Here is a 17,766-nt window from a genome sequence, read left to right as displayed (position 1 = left end):
CACTGCGGCAGAATCTGGAGACGCCTCTCCAGAGCATGACGGCCCGGCTCGCAGCCGGCACGCCGCGCGCGAGCAGGATTTCACGATTGACGCTCACGAATCACCGGTAAGGCAGGTAATGACAGCATCGAAAAATTCGTCGACGTCCGCGCATGCGGGCACTTCCGCGGGCAGCACCGGTTTCGATCCGGCCGCCCAGCCGATGCAGCAGATGTTCGAGTCGTGGTTGAACGCGTGGCGCGGTTTTGCAGATCCGGCGCGCGCCGCGACGGCATCGGCCTCCGTCAATCCGTTCGCGACATTCCAGTTCCCGACGTCGTTTCCGTTCCAGATGCCGTCGATGCCCGACTTCGGCGCGATGGCGTCGCCGTTCGCGGGGCTGAAGCTGCCGGTTGCCGCGATTCCGCCCGAACGGCTCCAGGCATTGCAGGCCGACTACGCACGCGATTGCATGACGCTGATGCAGCAGGCGGCCGCCGCGAAGCTCGAGTCGCCGGAGCTGAAGGACCGCCGCTTCAGCGGCGACGCATGGAAGGCGTCCCCCGCGCATGCGTTCGCGGCCGCCTGGTATCTGCTCAACGCGCGCTATCTGCAGGAGCTGGCCGACGCGCTTCAGACCGATCCGAAGACGCGTGAGCGCATCCGTTTCACGGTCCAGCAATGGACGGCCGCCGCCGCGCCGAGCAACTTCCTCGCACTCAATCCCGACGCACAGAAATCGATCCTCGAGACGCAGGGCGAAAGCCTGCGGCAGGGGATGATGAACCTGCTCGGCGACCTGCAGCGCGGCAAGATTTCGCAGACCGACGAATCGCAGTTCGTGGTCGGCAAGAACCTCGGATGTACCGAAGGCTCGGTCGTGTACGAGAACGACCTGATCCAGCTGATCCAGTACACGCCGAAGACGGACAAGGTGTTCGAGCGGCCGTTGCTGATCGTCCCGCCGTGCATCAACAAGTTCTACATCCTCGACCTGCAGCCGGAGAATTCGCTCGTCGCGCACGCGCTGTCGAACGGTCATCAGGTGTTCCTCGTGTCGTGGCGCAACGCGGATGCATCGGTCGCGCACAAGACGTGGGACGACTACATGAACGAAGGGCTGCTCGCGGCGATCGACGCGGTGCAGCAGATCAGCGGCCGCGAGCAGATCAACACGCTCGGCTTCTGCGTCGGCGGCACGATGCTCGCGACCGCGCTCGCGGTGCTCGCCGCGCGTGGCGAACATCCGGCCGCGTCGATGACGCTGCTCACCGCGATGCTCGACTTCACCGATACGGGCATCCTCGACGTGTTCGTCGACGAGGCGCACGTGCAGATGCGCGAGCAGACCATCGGCGGCAAGAACGGTGCGCAGCCGGGGCTGATGCGCGGCGTCGAGTTCGCGAACACGTTCTCGTTCCTGCGGCCGAACGATCTCGTGTGGAACTACGTCGTCGACAACTACCTGAAGGGCCGCACGCCCGCGCCGTTCGACCTGCTGTACTGGAACAGCGATTCGACGAGCCTGCCGGGCCCGATGTACGCGTGGTATCTGCGCCATACCTATCTGGAAAACAAGCTGCGCGAGCCGGGTGCGCTGACCGTGTGCGGCGAATCGGTCGACCTGTCGCTGATCGACGTGCCGACCTTCATCTACGGTTCGCGCGAGGATCACATCGTGCCGTGGCAGACGGCCTACGCATCGACGTCGATCCTGTCGGGCCCGCTGAAGTTCGTGCTCGGCGCGTCGGGACACATCGCGGGCGTGATCAATCCGCCGGCGAAGAAGAAACGCAGCTACTGGGTCAACGAGGGCGACCTGCCCGAATCCGCGGACGACTGGTTTGCCGCGGCGACCGAGCAGCCGGGAAGCTGGTGGACGACGTGGGTCGAGTGGCTCGACGCGTACGGCGGTCGCAAGGTCGCGCCGCCGGCCCAGCCGGGTTCCGCGCAATTCCCGGTGATCGAGCCGGCGCCCGGGCGCTACGTGTTGCAGCGCGATTGACGAAAACCGGACAGCGGCGCACGCTGTCCGGTGCACCGCAGTTTTTTTAACAGGGCCGGTAACGACGCGCCGTGTCGTGCGGGCCTGGAGGAAAGGGAAATGACGGATGTAGTGATCGTATCGGCCGCGCGGACCGCGGTCGGCAAATTCGGCGGCTCGCTGGCGAAGGTTGCGGCGCCCGAACTGGGCGCGACGGTGATCCGCGCAGTGCTGGAGCGTGCGGGCGTGAAGCCCGAGCAGGTCAGCGAAGTGATCATGGGCCAGGTGCTGACGGCCGGCTCCGGGCAGAACCCGGCGCGGCAGTCGCTGATCAAGGCGGGGCTGCCGAACGCCGTGCCGGGGATGACGATCAACAAGGTGTGCGGCTCGGGCCTGAAGGCCGTGATGCTGGCGGCGAACGCGATCGTCGCGGGCGACGCGGAGATCGTGATCGCGGGTGGCCAGGAGAACATGAGCGCGTCGCCGCACGTGCTGCCGGGCTCGCGTGACGGGTTCCGGATGGGCGACGCGAAGCTGGTCGACACGATGATCGTCGACGGGCTGTGGGACGTGTACAACCAGTACCACATGGGGATCACGGCGGAGAACGTCGCGAAGGAATACGGGATCACGCGCGAAGAGCAGGACGCGTTCGCGGCGCTGTCGCAGAACAAGGCGGAAGCCGCGCAGAAGGCCGGGCGTTTCAACGACGAGATCGTGCCGGTGTCGATTCCGCAACGCAAGGGCGAGCCGCTGCAGTTCGCGACCGACGAGTTCGTGCGTCACGGCGTGACGGCGGAGTCGCTGGCGGGGCTGAAGCCGGCGTTCGCGAAGGACGGCTCGGTGACGGCGGCGAACGCGTCGGGGCTGAACGATGGGGCGGCGGCGGTGCTGGTGATGTCGGCGCAGAAGGCAGCCGCCTTGGGCCTGACGCCGCTGGCGCGGATCAAGGCGTATGCGAACGCGGGCGTGGACCCGAGCGTGATGGGCATGGGCCCGGTGCCGGCGTCGCGCCGTGCGCTGGAGCGCGCGGGCTGGACGCCGGGCGACCTGGACCTGATGGAAATCAACGAGGCGTTCGCGGCGCAGGCGCTGGCGGTGCACAAGCAGATGGGCTGGGACACGTCGAAGGTGAACGTGAACGGCGGGGCGATCGCGATCGGCCACCCGATCGGCGCGTCGGGCTGCCGGATCCTGGTGACGCTGCTGCACGAGATGGTCAAGCGCGACGCGAAGCGCGGGCTGGCGTCGCTGTGCATCGGCGGCGGGATGGGCGTCGCGCTCGCGGTCGAGCGTCCGTAACCGGCCGTTCGTCACCGGCGTACCGAATCCGTGCGCCGGCCGATTGCGGCTTCGGCCGGCGTCACGTGAAGTCAGAGGGGGCCTCCGGCAGCTCTCGAAACCAAAAAATGGAGTGAGATTTATGTCTCAGCGAATTGCGTACGTAACGGGCGGGATGGGCGGCATCGGCACCAGCATCTGCCAGCGTCTGTCGAAAGACGGCTTCAAGGTGGTCGCAGGTTGTGGCCCGAACTCGCCGCGCCGGGTGAAATGGCTCGAGGACCAGAAGGCGCTCGGGTACGACTTCATCGCGTCGGAAGGCAACGTCGGCGACTGGGACTCGACCAAGGAAGCGTTCGACAAGGTCAAGGCCGAAGTCGGCGAGATCGACGTGCTGGTCAACAACGCGGGCATCACGCGCGACGTCGTGTTCCGCAAGATGACGCATGAAGACTGGACCGCCGTGATCGACACCAACCTGACGAGCCTGTTCAACGTCACGAAGCAGGTGATCGACGGGATGGTCGAACGTGGCTGGGGCCGCATCATCAACATTTCGTCGGTGAACGGCCAGAAGGGGCAATTCGGCCAGACGAACTACTCGACCGCGAAGGCCGGCATTCACGGCTTCACGATGTCGCTCGCGCAGGAAGTCGCGACGAAGGGCGTGACGGTCAACACCGTGTCGCCGGGCTACATCGGCACCGACATGGTGAAGGCGATCCGCCCCGACGTGCTCGAGAAGATCGTTGCGACGATCCCGGTGCGGCGTCTCGGCGGCCCCGAGGAAATCGGCTCGATCGTCGCGTGGCTCGCGTCGAACGATTCCGGCTTCGCGACGGGCGCCGACTTCTCGCTGAACGGCGGCCTGCACATGGGCTGAGCGTCCTGGCTGCGCGGGCCGGGTGGCCGCGCAGCCGGGCGTTTTCCGAAGGCCCCCGCCTCCCGGATTCGGGCGGCGGGGATTCGTCACTTGCGCTACGCTGCACTCAAAGGCGTTACATGACTACTACAAAGAAGACGGCCGAACGGCTCATCAAGAAGTACCCGAACCGCCGGCTCTACGATACCGAGACAAGCACGTACATTACGCTGACCGACGTGAAGCAGCTCGTGCTCGAGCAGGAGGATTTCAAGGTCGTCGATGCGAAATCCAACGAAGACCTGACGCGCAGCATTCTCCTGCAGATCATCCTCGAAGAGGAAAGCGGTGGCGTGCCGATGTTCTCGTCGTCGATGCTGTCGCAGATCATCCGTTTCTACGGTCATGCGATGCAGGGCATGATGGGCACGTACCTGGAAAAGAACATCCAGGCATTCATCGACATCCAGAACAAGCTCGCGGATCAATCGAAGAACCTCTACGAAGGTAACGCGATGAATCCGGAAGTCTGGTCGCAGTTCATGAACATGCAGGCGCCGATGATGCAAGGGATGATGACGAGCTACATCGAGCAGTCGAAGAACATGTTCGTGCAGATGCAGGAACAGATGCAGAACCAGGCGAAGTCGATGTTCAGCACGTTCCCGTTCAAGCAGCCGGGCGCATCGGAGCCCGAAAAGAAGTAACGGTTTCGCGGCAGGCCGGCCGCGGCGGCGCGAGCCGTCGGACGTCGGCGCCGCGAAGCAGGGCGGCCGCTCGCGGTCGTGCATTCGGGCACGACGATGCGCGGCTGCCGCCTGCGGAAAAAATCGCCGACGGTCGTCCAGGATCGTCGGCATCGAATGCCCGTGCTTCGTCTGCGCGGGCATCGCCGTTGTCCAGTCGATCGAGATCCAGTCCATACGAACGAAAGCCGGGACGCGCCGCGCCTGATTGTGTGGGCTCGTGCTCGCCTGTCGTACCATAAGCGGCGCTGCACGGCGAGGCGCGAAACGCGCGAGCGGTTCCCGCGCACGGCGAGCGGTACGATGCCGCGCCGATGCGGGGCGGGCGACACTCGCGCCGTTGTCCGCGAGGTCGGCGCTTCGTCCGATGACGAGCGACGGCGTGCCGCTCAATGGCTTTCTGCCCGGCGTCGCAGGCGTGTATGCGGTGGTCGCGCACCCCGGCGTGATTCTGGCGCCGTGGCTCGGTCGCTTGGCGGCGAAGGCGACCATGGAAGCGTGATCCGGCCGGCGATCGAGCCGAGCGACGCCGCTCTGTCGACGTGGCGCAAGCAGCGGCAGGGTACGCGGATCGCCGCTATACTCGCCATCCTTGCATTCATGAAAGGATGCTTCGTATGCGCCCTCGCGTCAGTGTGTTTCTCGCGCTCAGTCTCGATGGATTCATCGCCGGCGACAATGGCGATCTGTCATGGCTGGAGCCGTTTTCATCGGATTCGCCGGATGACACCGGTTACACGGCGCTCATGAACGACATCGACGTGATCGTGATGGGGCGCAATACGTACGACACGGTGATCAACTTCGACCCGTGGCCGTATGCCGGCAAGCGGATGGTCGTCATGACGCGCCGCGAACTGGCGTCGCGCCACGGCGAAGAACCGTTCGACGGCACGCTTGCGGCGCTGCTCGAGCAGCTGGCGAAGCAAGGCCATCGTCACGTTTATCTGGACGGCGGCTTGACCGTGCGAGAAGGCCTCAAGGCCGGCGTCGTCGATCGCATCACGCTGAGCTGGGTGCCGATCGTGCTCGGCACGGGGATTCCGCTGTTCGGTGCTGACCTGCCGCAAACGGTGCTGCGGCTCGACGATACGAAGCGGTTGCCGAGCGGGCTGATGCAGGCCATGTATGTGCCCGTCACGCAGGAGTGACGCGTATGGCGGTGACGCATGCAGCGCCGCGGCCGGCGTTGCATGCGCGTTGGCTTTGACTGGCGTGACGCGTTTCGTCGTGACTCAGTGCGCCGGGCCGAAATCCTGATCGTCGTCCGACGGCGGCAGGTCGAGCACGAGCTTGACGGCGCTGTAGTTGGCCTTCAGCGAGAACACGCGGCCGATCACCAGAAACGTCTGCCGGGAGTTTTCGAGTTCGACGAAGTCGCCCGGTTGCGGGACATGGGCGCCCTGATCGTAGGAAAAGCTGGTACTGGTCTGTTCGCCGATGGCTTCTGCGGCGTGTTCGGTGAATTCGATCGTGAGGTGGGTAGTCATGCGAGCCCCGTTGGGTCGATTGAAGAGAGCGGATGCCGCGATTTTCGCATAGCGGCTTCGCGAGTCCATGCCGATTCTCGTGCGATGGGCTTGACCGACCGCGTGGCATGTCTTCCCAGACCGCCGGCCGCCGGCGACAGAGCGTTACTTCCCGATGCCGCTCGCGTTTTTCCTGCAGAAGCGCCGAGTCACCCATCCTTTTATTTGGGCCCAGTATTCCTTTCCCAGCAGCGCGACGGCGGCCACGAACACGATCTCGCCGATCACGACCAGCGCCGGGATCACGAACGCCTTGTTCGGGATGGACGTAAACGGAAGGATCGGCACCGCGATCCAGTACAACAGCACGACGCCCAGTAGGGCCAGGCCGGTTTTCTTTCTGATGTTCGATTTCGATTGGGGCATCGCATGTCCTTCTGACGGGGATCGAGCAGGGTTTGTTTGCGCGGGCGTTGCGCGACCGGAAGTCCCGCCGGGCGGTCATCTCGCTGCTGGCAGATGCTTCGGTTCGCTGCGCGAAAATTAATAAACGGAGTAATTCGTCTCATTATGAGGCGAGATGCTGCGCGGCGTCAATTTCGATCGCCGGACGAGCGGAAACATGCGCGTCCGACGCACAGGAGTCGGGACGCGAGCGGCAAGCTTGGCCAGGAAGGCGGCGCGGCGGCATACCGTTGTCGCGGGCTGCCGGCGTACATCGGGGGTGGCTCGGTATGGACCGTGCTCGGGCGGCGCAACGAAAAACCGCACCTTGGCCCTGTTTTTTCTGCAGCGCAGCTTCGAAACCGCATGGCGATACCCGTTGCCGAGCAGAAGGCACCCGCATGTGTCGATCGCACCGTCCGGCACTGCCGATGTGGCGCTTCAGCCAATCCGGCACGCGACGATCTTTCCCGGTCGCTCATTTTGCCTCGCCACCCCTAAATCCCTGTAAACTCACGCTTTTGCTGCCACGCCCCCACACTCCAGATGTCCCAATCCCCCAAAGTAGGGTTCGTATCCCTCGGCTGCCCGAAAGCGCTCGTCGATTCCGAACAAATCATCACGCAACTGCGCGCCGAAGGTTATGAAATCTCCGGCACCTACGACGGCGCCGACCTCGTCGTCGTGAACACCTGCGGCTTCATCGACGAAGCCGTGCAGGAAAGCCTCGACGCGATCGGCGAGGCGCTGACCGAGAACGGCAAGGTGATCGTCACCGGCTGCCTCGGCGCGAAGTCGAGCGCGAGCGGCTCGAACCTGATCGAGGAAGTCCACCCGAAGGTGCTCGCGGTCACCGGCCCGCACGCGGTGGGCGAAGTGATGCAGGCCGTGCATTCGCACCTGCCGAAGCCGCACGATCCGTTCGTCGACCTCGTCCCTGCGGCCGGCATCAAGCTCACGCCGCGTCACTACGCATACCTGAAGATCTCCGAAGGCTGCAATCACCGTTGCACGTTCTGCATCATCCCGTCGATGCGCGGCGACCTCGTGTCGCGCCCGGTCGCCGAAGTGATGCTGGAAGCCGAGAACCTGTTCAAGTCGGGCGTGAAGGAACTGCTCGTGATCTCGCAGGACACGAGCGCGTACGGCGTCGACGTGAAGTACCGCACGGGCTTCTGGAACGGCAAGCCGATCAAGACGCGCATGACCGACCTGGTCGCCGCGCTCGGCGAACTCGCCGCGCAGTACGGTGCGTGGGTGCGTCTGCACTACGTGTATCCGTATCCGAGCGTCGACGAAGTGATTCCGCTGATGGCGGAAGGTCCGTTCAAGGGCCACGTACTGCCGTATCTCGACGTGCCGTTCCAGCACGCGCACCCCGAGGTGCTGAAGCGCATGAAGCGCCCCGCGAACGCGGAGAAGGTGCTCGAGCGCGTGCAGAAATGGCGCGAGATCTGCCCGGACCTGACGATCCGCAGCACGTTCATCGCGGGTTTCCCCGGCGAGACGGAAGAACAGTTCGAGACGCTGCTCGACTTCGTCCGCGAAGCGGAACTCGATCGCGTCGGCTGTTTCGCGTATTCGCCGGTCGAAGGCGCGACCGCGAACGACCTGGACGGCGCGCTGCCGGACGAGGTGCGCGAGGAACGCCGTGCACGCTTCATGGAAGTCGCCGAGGAAGTGTCGGCGCACCGCATGCAGCGCAAGGTCGGCAAGACGCTCAAGGTGCTGATCGACGAAGTCGGCGAGGAAGGCGGCATCGGCCGTACGGCAGCCGATGCGCCGGAGATCGACGGTGTCGTCTACGTCGAGCCGGCGGCGAAGGCATCGAAGCGCTACAAGGTCGGCGATTTCGTGTCCGTGAAGATCACGGGCGCCGACGGCCACGATCTGTGGGGCGAGGTGTAAGCGATGGCCGCGGTATTTCCGGAGATCCTCGCGCTCGGCGAGGCGATGATCGAATTCAACCAGTCGCAGCCGGGACGCCCTGAATTCCTGCAGGGCTTCGGCGGCGACACGTCGAACTTCTGCATCGCGGCGGCGCGCCAGGGTGCATCGACGGGCTTCGTGTCGGCGATCGGCGACGATCCGTTCGGCCGCCTGCTCGCCGACATGTGGGCGTCGGAGCAGGTCGACACGACGTACGTGCGAATCGACCGCGCGGCGCCGACCGGCGTGTATTTCGTCACGCACGGCGCCGACGGCCACCAGTTCGACTATCTGCGCGCGGGATCGGCTGCGAGCCGCTATGCGACAGGCGACTTGCCGCTCGACGCGCTGGCGGCCGCGAAGGCCGTGCACCTGTCGGGGATCAGTCTTGCGATCAGCACGGCCGCGTGCGATGCGGCGTTCGCGGCGATCGACCATGCGCGTCGCCACGGCGCGAAGGTCAGCTTCGACACGAACCTGCGCCTGAAGCTGTGGCCGCTGCCGCGCGCTCGCGCGGTGATGCGCGAGGCGCTGCGCCAGACCGACATCTGCCTGCCGAGCTGGGACGACGTCACGGCGCTCACGGGCGCGAACGATCGCGACGCGATCGTCGACGCGATGCTCGAACACGGGCCGCAGGTCGTCGCGCTGAAACTCGGCAAGGAAGGCGCGTATGTCGCGACGCCGAACGAGCGGCGCGTCGTGCCGGGCTTCGCGGTCGAGGCCGTCGACGCGACCGGTGCGGGCGACTGCTTCGGCGGCGCATTCGTCGCGCGGATCGTCGCGGGCGACGATCCGTTCGCGGCCGCGCGTTATGCGAACGCGGCGGCGGCGCTGTCGACGACCGGTTACGGCGCGGTCGCGCCGATTCCGCGTCGCGATGCGGTGGAACGCCTGATGCAGGGCTGACGCGACACGCGCAGGCCGGCGCATTTGCCGCGCAGGCTTGCGCGGTCACGCAGGAACCGGGTTTCGACCCGGTGCCGTCCGCGATGTCGGGCGAATCTGAAGCAAGGAGCAACACAACGTGGGTCGATATTCGGAATGGCAACGGGCGCTCGTCGCCGGCGCGCTGGTCGCAGGTATCGCGATGCCGGGGAGCGTCGCCGCGCAGGCAGTCGCGCCGGGCGTGCAGCAGGATGAACCGGCGCCGGCGCGGCCGCTGAAACCGAATCCCGAGTTCGCCCGCCTGCCGCGCTACGAAGGCACGCTCGGCGACCGGCCGATCGTCGTGCATCTCGGCCCGAAGACGGACGAGGAAGGCGTGCACGGCGAATACCAGTTCGCCGACACGGGCGAGGTCGTGCTGCTCGCGGGCGACCGCGACGGCGATACGCTGGAGATCGAGGAATCGAACGACGGCACCAACATCACCGGCGTGTGGATCGGCCGCTTCGACGCGACGGGCGACCTGAAGGCCGACCGGATGAACTCGGACGAATCGGACCCGCAGCCGGTCGTGCTGCGCCTGGCGCCGGGCAAGCGCGCGGCGCTGCAGGTGCGCGACGGTCGCGTGCACGAAATCGAGACGGTAGGCGGCGTCGTCAACCTGCGTACCGACGACTGAGCACGCGCTGGCTCGGTGTGCGCGGCGCGCATTGTACCGGGCCAAGCGCGCCGATTTTGGCTACTCTAACGACATATTCCGCAACCGAACGGCCTCGTGCCCGGCTCCCCGTCATGACTGCATCCACTCCCAAGCGCGCGCTGCAAACCCGCATCGTTCAACCCGACGACGTCATTCCGGAAGGCTTCCGTTCGTTCGTGCCGCCGGTTGCGCGCGCGTCGACGGTCGTGTTCCCCGATCTCGCGACGATGCGCGCGCTGGTCTGGCACAACGATAACCAGTGGCGCTACGGGCTGCACGCGACGCCGACGTCACTCGCGCTCGCGCAGCGGCTCGCCGAGATCGAGGGCGGCACGCACGCGCTGCTGCAGCCGTCGGGCCTCGCGGCGATCATGAACGTCTACTTCGGGATCGTGAAAGCGGGCGACGACGTGCTGATTCCGCATAACGTGTACGGCCCGAACGCCGATTTCGGCAACTGGCTCGCGAAGGACTTCGGCATCACCGCGCGCTTCTACGATCCGCTGATCGGCGCCGGCATTGCCGAGCTGGTCCAGCCGAACACGCGGCTGATCTGGATCGAGGCGCCCGGCTCGGTGACGATGGAAGTGCCCGACGTGCAGGCGATCACGGCGGCCGCGCAGGCGCGCGGCATCGTCACCGCGATCGACAACACCTTTTCGGCGGGCCTCGCGTTCAAGCCGTTCGAGCACGGCGTGGACATTTCGGTGCAGGCGCTGACCAAGTACCAGTCGGGCGGCAGCGACGTGCTGATGGGGGCGACGATCACCGCGAACGCGGAGCTGCATGCGAAGCTGAAGCTCGCACGGATGCGCTGCGGGATCGGCGTGTCGGTCGACGATTGCTCGCTCGTGCTGCGCAGCCTGCCGAGCATGCAGGTGCGCTTCGACGCGCACAGCAAGAGCGCGCTCGCGCTCGCGCAATGGCTGAAGGCGCGGCCGGAGATTGCGACGGTGCTGCATCCGCAGATCGCCGACTGCCCGGGGCACGCGTCGTTCATGCGCGATTTCACGGGCGCGGGCGGGCTGTTCTCGGTGGTGTTCGACGAACGCTACAGCGCGGAGCAGGTCGACCGTTTCGTCGAGTCGCTCGAGCTGTTCGCGATCGGCTGGAGCTGGGGCGGCGCGTGCAGCCTCGCGATGCCTTACGACGTCGCGTCGATGCGTCCGGACTGGCCGCATCGCGGCACGCTGGTGCGTTTCTACGTCGGTCTGGAAGACGAAGGCGATCTGCGCGCGGACATTGAGCGTGCGATGCAGGCCGCACTGGGTTGATCGCAGGGCGGCCACGTCCGGCACAAAAACGAAACGCCGGCGCGATGCTCTGTCGCGCCGGCGTTTTTCATTGACGGTGCCGCGAAATCAGAACAGTCGCAGCAGCCCGTCGAGGCCGACATGGTCGAACGCGACCGTCGCCGCATCGCGCACGACGGGCTTCGCGTGGAACGCGACCGACAGCCCGGCTTCGGCCATCATCTTCAGGTCGTTCGAGCCGTCGCCCATCGCGATCGCGCGGTGCGGTTCGAGGCCGAGCGACGCGCACGTCTCGCGCAGCAGGCGGGCTTTCACGTCGGCGTTGACGATCTCGCCGAGCACCTTGCCGGTGAGCTTGCCGTCGACGATCTCGAGCGTGTTCGCATGTGCGTAGTCGAGGCCGAGGCGGGCCTTCAGCCGCTCGGTGAAGAACGTGAAGCCGCCCGACACGAGCAGCGTCTTCATGCCGGCGGCCTTCACGCCGGCCAGCATCGTCTCGGCGCCCGGTGACAGTTGCAGCCGTTCTTCGTACACGCGCTCGAGCGCGTGCGCGTCGAGTCCGGCCAGCAGCGCGACGCGGCGCGTGAGGCTTTCGTTGAAGTCGCGGATCTCGCCGCGCATCGACGCTTCGGTGATCTCCGCGACCTGCGTTTTCAGCCCGCAGAAATCGGCGATTTCGTCGATGCATTCGATCGTGATCAGCGTCGAATCCATGTCCATCACGGCGAGCCCGAAATCGCCGAGCGTGCGGCCGGCCTCGACGAAGCCGAAGTCGAGCGCATGCGTGCCGCAGTACGCGTCGATGTCGAGGCGCTGCGCCGGGCTCGCGTTTTCGATGCGCAGCGCGTGATCGTCGGTCTGCACGATGCGGGTGCCGCGCGACAGCGCGAGCAGCGGTTTGTGATGGGCGTCCGACAGCGGCGCAAGACTCTGGATGACGAGATTGTGGGTCATGACGAGTGGTTGGGAGACGAATGAATGACGTGCGCGGCCCACGGGCGGCCGCCTGCGAGCGCGGGCCCGGTGCGGCGGCGGGCCATTGCGTCGCGAACGCGCCATTGTAGCCGGTTGGCCGCGCATGGCGGCCGGGGCCGGCACGAAACCGTGCGCGGCAGCGGGGTCACCCGTTCGCGCGATCCCAGTACGGCGGATCGCCGAAATGCTCGGCCAGGAACGCGATGAACGCGAGCGTTTTCAGCGGCACGTGCGCGCGGCTCGGATAGACGGCCCAGATCGCGACGTCTTCCGCGAACGGATAGTCGTCGAGCACGCTGACGAGCGCGCCGCTCGCGAGCAGCGGGCCGACGTCCCAGGTCGACTTGATCGCGATCCCGAAGCCGTCGACGAGCGCTTCACGGATCGCCTCGCCGTTGCTCGCCACCAGCCGGCCGCCGACCCGCACCGTGAGCGGCCCCTGCGGCGTCGCGAACGACCAGTCGCGCTGGTCGCCGAGGATCACGCACTCGTGCTGCGTCAGGTCGGCCGGATGGCGCGGCGTGCCGCGTTCGGCGAGATAGGCGGGCGAGCAGCACAGCACGCGGCGGTTCGTGGCGAGCTTGCGCGCGACGAGCGTCGAATCCTTCAGCGCGCCGAGGCGGATCGCGACGTCGTAGCCGTCGTCGACCAGGTCGACGATCTCGTCGGACAGCCGCAGATCGAGCGACACGGACGGGTAGCGGCGCAGGAACGCCGGAATCACCGGCGCGACGTGCTGGCGGCCGAACGACGACGACATCGACACCTTCAAGCGCCCGTACGGCTCGCTGCGGCCGCGACCCACCGACGCGCGTGCGGCGTCGGCGGCCGCCAGCAGCGCGTCGGCGCGCGCCATGAAGACTTCGCCGTCCTGCGTGAGGCTGATGCGGCGCGTGGTGCGGTGCAGCAGCCGGGCGCCGAGCTGGCGTTCGAGCTGCGCGATGCGTGCGCTGGCAACGGCGGCCGACACGCCGAATTCGCGCCCGGCCGCGCTGACGTTCGACAGCAGCGCCGCGCGGACGAACAGCGCAACGTCGAGCAGGTCGAGCGGCTTGTCGGGCGCTGGAATCGGATCGGACGTCATTATTCTGAAATTCCTGAAAATGTTTCAGGAAATATAGCGGTTTTCTCGAAGGATCGGGTTGCCTACGATGGCACGCATGGAGGTTGCGCCGCAGCCTGCCGGATTCCCTGAAAGGAGTATCGAGATGAAAGCCGTTGGACTCACCCGTTATCTGCCGATCGACGACCCGCAAGCGTTGCTCGACGTCGAACTGCCACAACCCGTGCCGGGCCCGCGCGATCTGCTCGTGAAGGTCGAGGCGATTTCCGTGAACCCGGTCGACACCAAGGTGCGGGCGCCGAAGCCGCAGGTCGAGGAGACGCCGCGCGTGCTCGGCTGGGACGCGGCCGGCACGGTCGTCGCGGTCGGCGCCGACGTCACGCTGTTCCGGCCCGGCGACGAAGTGTTCTACGCGGGCAGCATCACGCGGCCCGGCGCGAACAGCGAATTCCACGCGGTCGACGAACGGATCGCCGCGCTGAAGCCGCGCACGCTCGATTTCGCGGCGGCGGCCGCGCTGCCGCTCACCGCGCTCACCGCGTGGGAAGCGCTGTTCGACCGGTTGCGCGTGTCGCCGCAGGGCGCGGACGCCGGCAAGTCGGTGCTGATCATCGGCGGCGCGGGCGGCGTGGGCTCGATCGCGATCCAGCTCGCGAAGACGCTCGGCAAGCTGCACGTGATCGCGACCGCGTCGCGGCCGGCGTCGGCCGACTGGGTGCGCTCGCTCGGTGCGGATGCGGTGGTCGACCATTTCGGCGACCTGCCGGCGCAGTTGCGCGAGGCCGGCCATCCGAGCGTCGACTACGTGCTGATCCTCAACGATACCGACCATCATTTCCCGGCCGCGGCGGAAGTCATTCGGCCGCAGGGCGGCATCTGCACGATCGTCGAGAACGGGAAGCCCGTGCCGGTCGAATTGCTGAAGGCGAAGAGCGCCGCGTTTCACTGGGAATTCATGTTCACGCGGGCGATGTTCGAGACGCCGGACATGATCGAGCAGCACCGGATCCTCGGCGAAGTCGCGCGGCTCGTCGATGGCGGCACGCTGCGTACGACGCTCGGCGAACAGCTCGGCACGATCAATGCCGAGAACGTGCGGCGCGCGCACCGGATGCTCGAGGCCGGACGCGCGATCGGCAAGCTCGTGCTGAGCGGCTTCTGAGCGGCAGCGCGCGTAAGGTTGCGGCGCCGCGAACGCAAGCGGGGTAACACCCGATGCGTTTGCGGCGCATTGCAACGCGCTTGGCGGTAGACTGGCAACGCATCATGCATCGAAAACCGCGCGGCACGCGCGTGCCGCCGCATTACAAGGAGGTCAGCATGAGCCAACGCAGCTTGTCAGTCGCCGCATCGTGGTCGGTCGTGTTCGCGGCGGCGTGCGTCAGCGCGAGCGTATTCGCGGCGCCGCCGGTCAAGGGCAGCCTGAAGGGCGGCGGTACGGGACAGCTCGAATACACCGTCAAGGTCGACTCGAAGACCTTCGGCAATACGCAGGAGACCCGCAAGATCCGTTCGGGCGAGACGGACGACTTCAACTGGAAGTCGGTGCCGCCGAGCGGCGCGGTCGCGATGCCGGACGGCTGCCCGAACGCCGACAACCTGCCGCGCGACGCGAACGGCGCGATGGTGCGGCAGACCCAGGTGCGGCTCGCGCCGTCGGTCGATGCGAAGGGCGTCGCCAACGTGCAGTTGAGCTTCCAGGCGGCCGCGCCGAAGGGCACGCGCAGCGTGACGGCCGGCGGCAAGTCGCTGCAGTGCCCCGATGTCGTGTCGGTGAGCCAGGTGAAGTGGGTGTCGATCTCGACCAACGGCGGGTCGAAGTCCGTGACGATGAGCGACGGTACCAAGGTGACGGTGTCGATCAAGCATTGAGCGGGCACGCGCGGGCCGGCATTTCTGTCGGTGCGCGCGCAACCGGTTCGATGGCGGAGCGAGCAGGGCCGCACGCGAGCGGGTCGTGCCGTGCCGTCGTCGCCATGCGTTTGGCCGCCTGCTTCGCGGAACGGTGCCGCGATCGTGCAATGGCGAGGCGTGACGTCATGTGGATGTCACGTTATGCTCGCCCGCATCCTCTCCTTCCGGTCACTATTTCCCGATGAAACTTCGAATGCACGCGCTGCTGTCTGCCATTGCGTTCGTTGCCGCGCACGCTCACGCGGCCGACGAATGCGGTTTCGTGAAGAAGGTCGAGCTGCCGTCGCGGCAGCAGGTGGCGGTGATATCGAGCGGCGCACTCGAACCGTGCTCGACCGGCAGCTACGCGGTGCGCGTGTATTCGACCGCGCATGCCGCCCCGGGCTTCGATACCGACGATTACGTGACGGGCACGCTGCATGCGCGCGACGGCACGATCGTCGATGCGTACACGGCCGACCTCGGCGCCCGCGCGCCGCAGGCGCTCGTCGTGACCACGCGCTCGGCCGGCAGCGGCGGCTATGTCGGCGCGCAGGCGTATGTGACGACGTCGCGCGCGGTGCGACTGATCGCTTCGGTCGACGGGCTCGCGCCCGATGTGGATATCTCGGCCGCACTCCGGCAGGCGATCGGCAAGCGACGCAGCACGCATTGACCGCGCTGGCCGCGCCTCGCGCGCTGCAGCGACGCGTCAATGCGTGCGCTCTTCGAGTCGCGATGCGAGAAAGCGGTGATCGGCCGAGAACAGCCGGCGATAGGTCATCAGCACCGCGCCGACCGTGCCGAGCGCGGACGCCGCGGCGATTAGGAACATGATCACGATCTGGTAGCGCACGGCCTGCAGCGGCGACTGGCCGGCCAGCACCTGGCCCGTCATCATCCCCGGCAGGCTCACGACGCCGACCACCGCCATCTGGTTCAGCGTCGGCAGCATGCCCGCGCGCACGGCCTGGCGCGCGGCGTCCTGCGCGGCTTCCCAGCGCGTCGCACCGAGCGCGAGCGCGGTTTCGACGCGATCGCGGCGCGCGGTGAGCTCTTCCATCATTCGCTCGACGCCGAGCGATACGCCCGTCAGCGTATTGCCGAGGATCATCCCGAGGATCGGGATCGCGTATTGCGGCGCGAACCACGGATGGATGCGGATCACGACGAACAGCCCGACCGCCGCGACGAACCAGCTGCTGAACCAGATCGATGCGATGCTGTCGAGGCGCTGGCCGCGGTACGTGCGCTTGCCGCGCCCCGCACCGGCGAAACCGGCGATCAGCGTCATCAGCGCGGTGAGCGGCAGCACGACGTACCAGTGCGGATGGCCGAACACCCAGCCGAGCACGTAGCCGATCGCGAGCAACTGCACGACGGTGCGCACGGCCGCGAGCGCGAGCTTGCGGCCGAGGCCGAGCGACAGCGCCGCCGAGATCGCGCCGTTGACCGCGACGAGCGCGGCCGCGATGCCGACGTCGACGAGGCTCAGGTCCTGCAGTGCCGGGCTCATTGCGCAGCCTCCGTCGGGTTGGCCGCGTGCAGCACGCCGGCCTGCATCACGAGCCGCATCGTGCCGATCCGCGCGGCCTGCGCGGGATCGTGCGAGATCCACATGTAGGCCCGCGCATCGGGCGCCGCGTCGAACCACGCGCCGACGAGCGCTTCGATCGCGCGTGCCGACTCGGGGTCGAGCGCGGAGGTCGGCTCGTCGAGCAGCAGCACGTCGGGATCGAGCTGCAGCACGCGCAGCAGCGCGGTAATCTGCGCTTCGCCGCCGGACAGGTCGCTCGCGCGTTTGTCGAGAAAGTCGGCGCCGCGACCGGCCTGCGCGGCGAGCGCTTCGGCGCGCGCGCGATCGAACGCGACGTCGCGATAGATCGCGAGCGAATACGGATAGCGCAATTGCGACTCGACGGTGCCGTCCATCTGCGCGGGGCGCTGGCGGACATAGGCGACGCTGCGCCGGTAGCGCGGAATCGCACCGCGCCGGATCCGGCGGCCACGCCACAGGAGCTGGCCGCCATCGAGCGGATCGAGCAGCGCGAGCGCGCGCAGCAGCACGCTCTTGCCCGACCCGGACGGTCCCGTGATAGCAATTCGCGATCCCGAGGCGAGACTGAAATCGGTCGGGGCCAGCAAGGTCTTGCCGCTGCTGGCGTCGCGCCGCGTGATGTGCCGCGCATCGATGAGGCCGGTGGGGGAGGTCATGTCACAAATGAAAAAAAGCGTTAATGGCGCCGAAAGGCCGCCACGTCGTGCGTCATAATACCGATTGAAAAGCCGCAGTTGTCGTG

19 protein-coding genes are annotated in these 17,766 nt (G+C 66.9%); 13 read left to right on the top strand and 6 right to left on the bottom strand.

Annotation, left to right across the window (positions count from 1 at the left end):
• Window positions 1–118 precede the first annotated feature (118 nt).
• The 6 genes from phaC to DTA15_RS00875 all read left to right on the top strand — a co-directional run bounded on the left by phaC (window position 119) and on the right by DTA15_RS00875 (window position 6,003).
• Entirely contained in the window at window positions 119–1,984 is a 1,866-nt protein-coding gene (phaC, locus tag DTA15_RS00900) for a class I poly(R)-hydroxyalkanoic acid synthase (protein ID WP_006485252.1), read from the top strand.
• A 99-nt stretch (window positions 1,985–2,083) separates the two neighbouring features.
• Window positions 2,084–3,265, top strand: a complete 1,182-nt coding sequence (locus DTA15_RS00895; protein ID WP_006485256.1) for an acetyl-CoA C-acetyltransferase — start codon at window positions 2,084–2,086, stop codon at window positions 3,263–3,265.
• Window positions 3,266–3,386: 121 nt separating this feature from the next.
• Window positions 3,387–4,127: a 3-ketoacyl-ACP reductase gene (locus DTA15_RS00890; protein ID WP_006491801.1), complete on the top strand. Its 741-nt coding sequence runs from the start codon at window positions 3,387–3,389 to the stop codon at window positions 4,125–4,127.
• Between the two features lie 119 nt (window positions 4,128–4,246).
• Entirely contained in the window at window positions 4,247–4,813 is a 567-nt protein-coding gene (gene phaR / locus DTA15_RS00885) for a polyhydroxyalkanoate synthesis repressor PhaR (protein ID WP_006485265.1), read from the top strand.
• A gap of 406 nt (window positions 4,814–5,219) precedes the next feature.
• Entirely contained in the window at window positions 5,220–5,354 is a 135-nt protein-coding gene (locus tag DTA15_RS00880) for a hypothetical protein (RefSeq protein WP_006485266.1), read from the top strand.
• A 40-nt stretch (window positions 5,355–5,394) separates the two neighbouring features.
• The gene (locus tag DTA15_RS00875) at window positions 5,395–6,003 is read left to right on the top strand and encodes a dihydrofolate reductase family protein (RefSeq protein WP_227743220.1); all 609 of its coding nucleotides are present in this window, start codon (window positions 5,395–5,397) and stop codon (window positions 6,001–6,003) included.
• A gap of 84 nt (window positions 6,004–6,087) precedes the next feature.
• Here the strand turns inward: DTA15_RS00875 and DTA15_RS00870 are convergent, their stop codons facing one another.
• Both DTA15_RS00870 and DTA15_RS00865 read right to left on the bottom strand, forming a co-directional pair.
• Entirely contained in the window at window positions 6,088–6,342 is a 255-nt protein-coding gene (locus DTA15_RS00870; RefSeq protein ID WP_012328614.1) for a hypothetical protein, read from the bottom strand.
• A 144-nt stretch (window positions 6,343–6,486) separates the two neighbouring features.
• A complete protein-coding gene (locus DTA15_RS00865) occupies window positions 6,487–6,747 on the bottom strand; it encodes a transporter suffix domain-containing protein (RefSeq protein ID WP_006485271.1) in 261 nt (86 codons plus the stop codon).
• 564 nt (window positions 6,748–7,311) lie between these two features.
• Between DTA15_RS00865 and rimO the strand changes: the two genes are divergently transcribed.
• The 4 genes from rimO (at window position 7,312) to DTA15_RS00845 (ending at window position 11,556) form a co-directional block, all read left to right on the top strand.
• A complete protein-coding gene (gene rimO / locus DTA15_RS00860) occupies window positions 7,312–8,673 on the top strand; it encodes a 30S ribosomal protein S12 methylthiotransferase RimO (protein ID WP_006485253.1) in 1,362 nt (453 codons plus the stop codon).
• 3 nt (window positions 8,674–8,676) lie between these two features.
• The gene (locus DTA15_RS00855; RefSeq protein WP_006485268.1) at window positions 8,677–9,603 is read left to right on the top strand and encodes a sugar kinase; all 927 of its coding nucleotides are present in this window, start codon (window positions 8,677–8,679) and stop codon (window positions 9,601–9,603) included.
• 118 nt (window positions 9,604–9,721) lie between these two features.
• Entirely contained in the window at window positions 9,722–10,261 is a 540-nt protein-coding gene (locus tag DTA15_RS00850) for a hypothetical protein (protein ID WP_006485258.1), read from the top strand.
• A 113-nt stretch (window positions 10,262–10,374) separates the two neighbouring features.
• Window positions 10,375–11,556, top strand: a complete 1,182-nt coding sequence (locus DTA15_RS00845) for a cystathionine beta-lyase (RefSeq protein WP_006485263.1) — start codon at window positions 10,375–10,377, stop codon at window positions 11,554–11,556.
• A gap of 87 nt (window positions 11,557–11,643) precedes the next feature.
• Here the strand turns inward: DTA15_RS00845 and serB are convergent, their stop codons facing one another.
• Window positions 11,644–12,489, bottom strand: coding sequence for a phosphoserine phosphatase SerB (serB, locus tag DTA15_RS00840; RefSeq protein WP_012492650.1), 846 nt, complete (start codon window positions 12,487–12,489; stop codon window positions 11,644–11,646).
• A gap of 166 nt (window positions 12,490–12,655) precedes the next feature.
• Window positions 12,656–13,594 (bottom strand): LysR family transcriptional regulator, encoded by a 939-nt coding sequence (locus DTA15_RS00835; RefSeq protein ID WP_006485262.1) that lies wholly within the window; start codon window positions 13,592–13,594, stop codon window positions 12,656–12,658.
• A gap of 124 nt (window positions 13,595–13,718) precedes the next feature.
• On the opposite strand from DTA15_RS00835, the gene DTA15_RS00830 reads away from it, so the two are divergent.
• The 3 genes from DTA15_RS00830 to DTA15_RS00820 all read left to right on the top strand — a co-directional run bounded on the left by DTA15_RS00830 (window position 13,719) and on the right by DTA15_RS00820 (window position 16,142).
• Entirely contained in the window at window positions 13,719–14,735 is a 1,017-nt protein-coding gene (locus tag DTA15_RS00830) for a zinc-binding alcohol dehydrogenase family protein (protein ID WP_006485272.1), read from the top strand.
• Window positions 14,736–14,893: 158 nt separating this feature from the next.
• A complete protein-coding gene (locus DTA15_RS00825; RefSeq protein ID WP_034178470.1) occupies window positions 14,894–15,445 on the top strand; it encodes a DUF6013 family protein in 552 nt (183 codons plus the stop codon).
• A 223-nt stretch (window positions 15,446–15,668) separates the two neighbouring features.
• A complete protein-coding gene (locus DTA15_RS00820) occupies window positions 15,669–16,142 on the top strand; it encodes a PliI family lysozyme inhibitor of I-type lysozyme (RefSeq protein ID WP_012492648.1) in 474 nt (157 codons plus the stop codon).
• Window positions 16,143–16,178: 36 nt separating this feature from the next.
• On the opposite strand, the gene DTA15_RS00815 is transcribed toward DTA15_RS00820, so the two are convergent.
• Window positions 16,179–16,982: an ABC transporter permease gene (locus DTA15_RS00815; protein ID WP_006485250.1), complete on the bottom strand. Its 804-nt coding sequence runs from the start codon at window positions 16,980–16,982 to the stop codon at window positions 16,179–16,181.
• Entirely contained in the window at window positions 16,979–17,680 is a 702-nt protein-coding gene (locus tag DTA15_RS00810; protein ID WP_006485269.1) for an ABC transporter ATP-binding protein, read from the bottom strand. The genes DTA15_RS00815 and DTA15_RS00810 overlap by 4 nt, the downstream gene beginning before the upstream one ends.
• Between the last annotated feature and the right edge of the window lie 86 nt (window positions 17,681–17,766).

Source organism: Burkholderia cenocepacia, assembly GCF_900446215.1.
Lineage (GTDB): Bacteria > Pseudomonadota > Gammaproteobacteria > Burkholderiales > Burkholderiaceae > Burkholderia > Burkholderia cenocepacia.
Note: the sequence above shows the minus strand (reverse complement) of the source record. Positions and strands in the feature narration are given on the sequence as shown.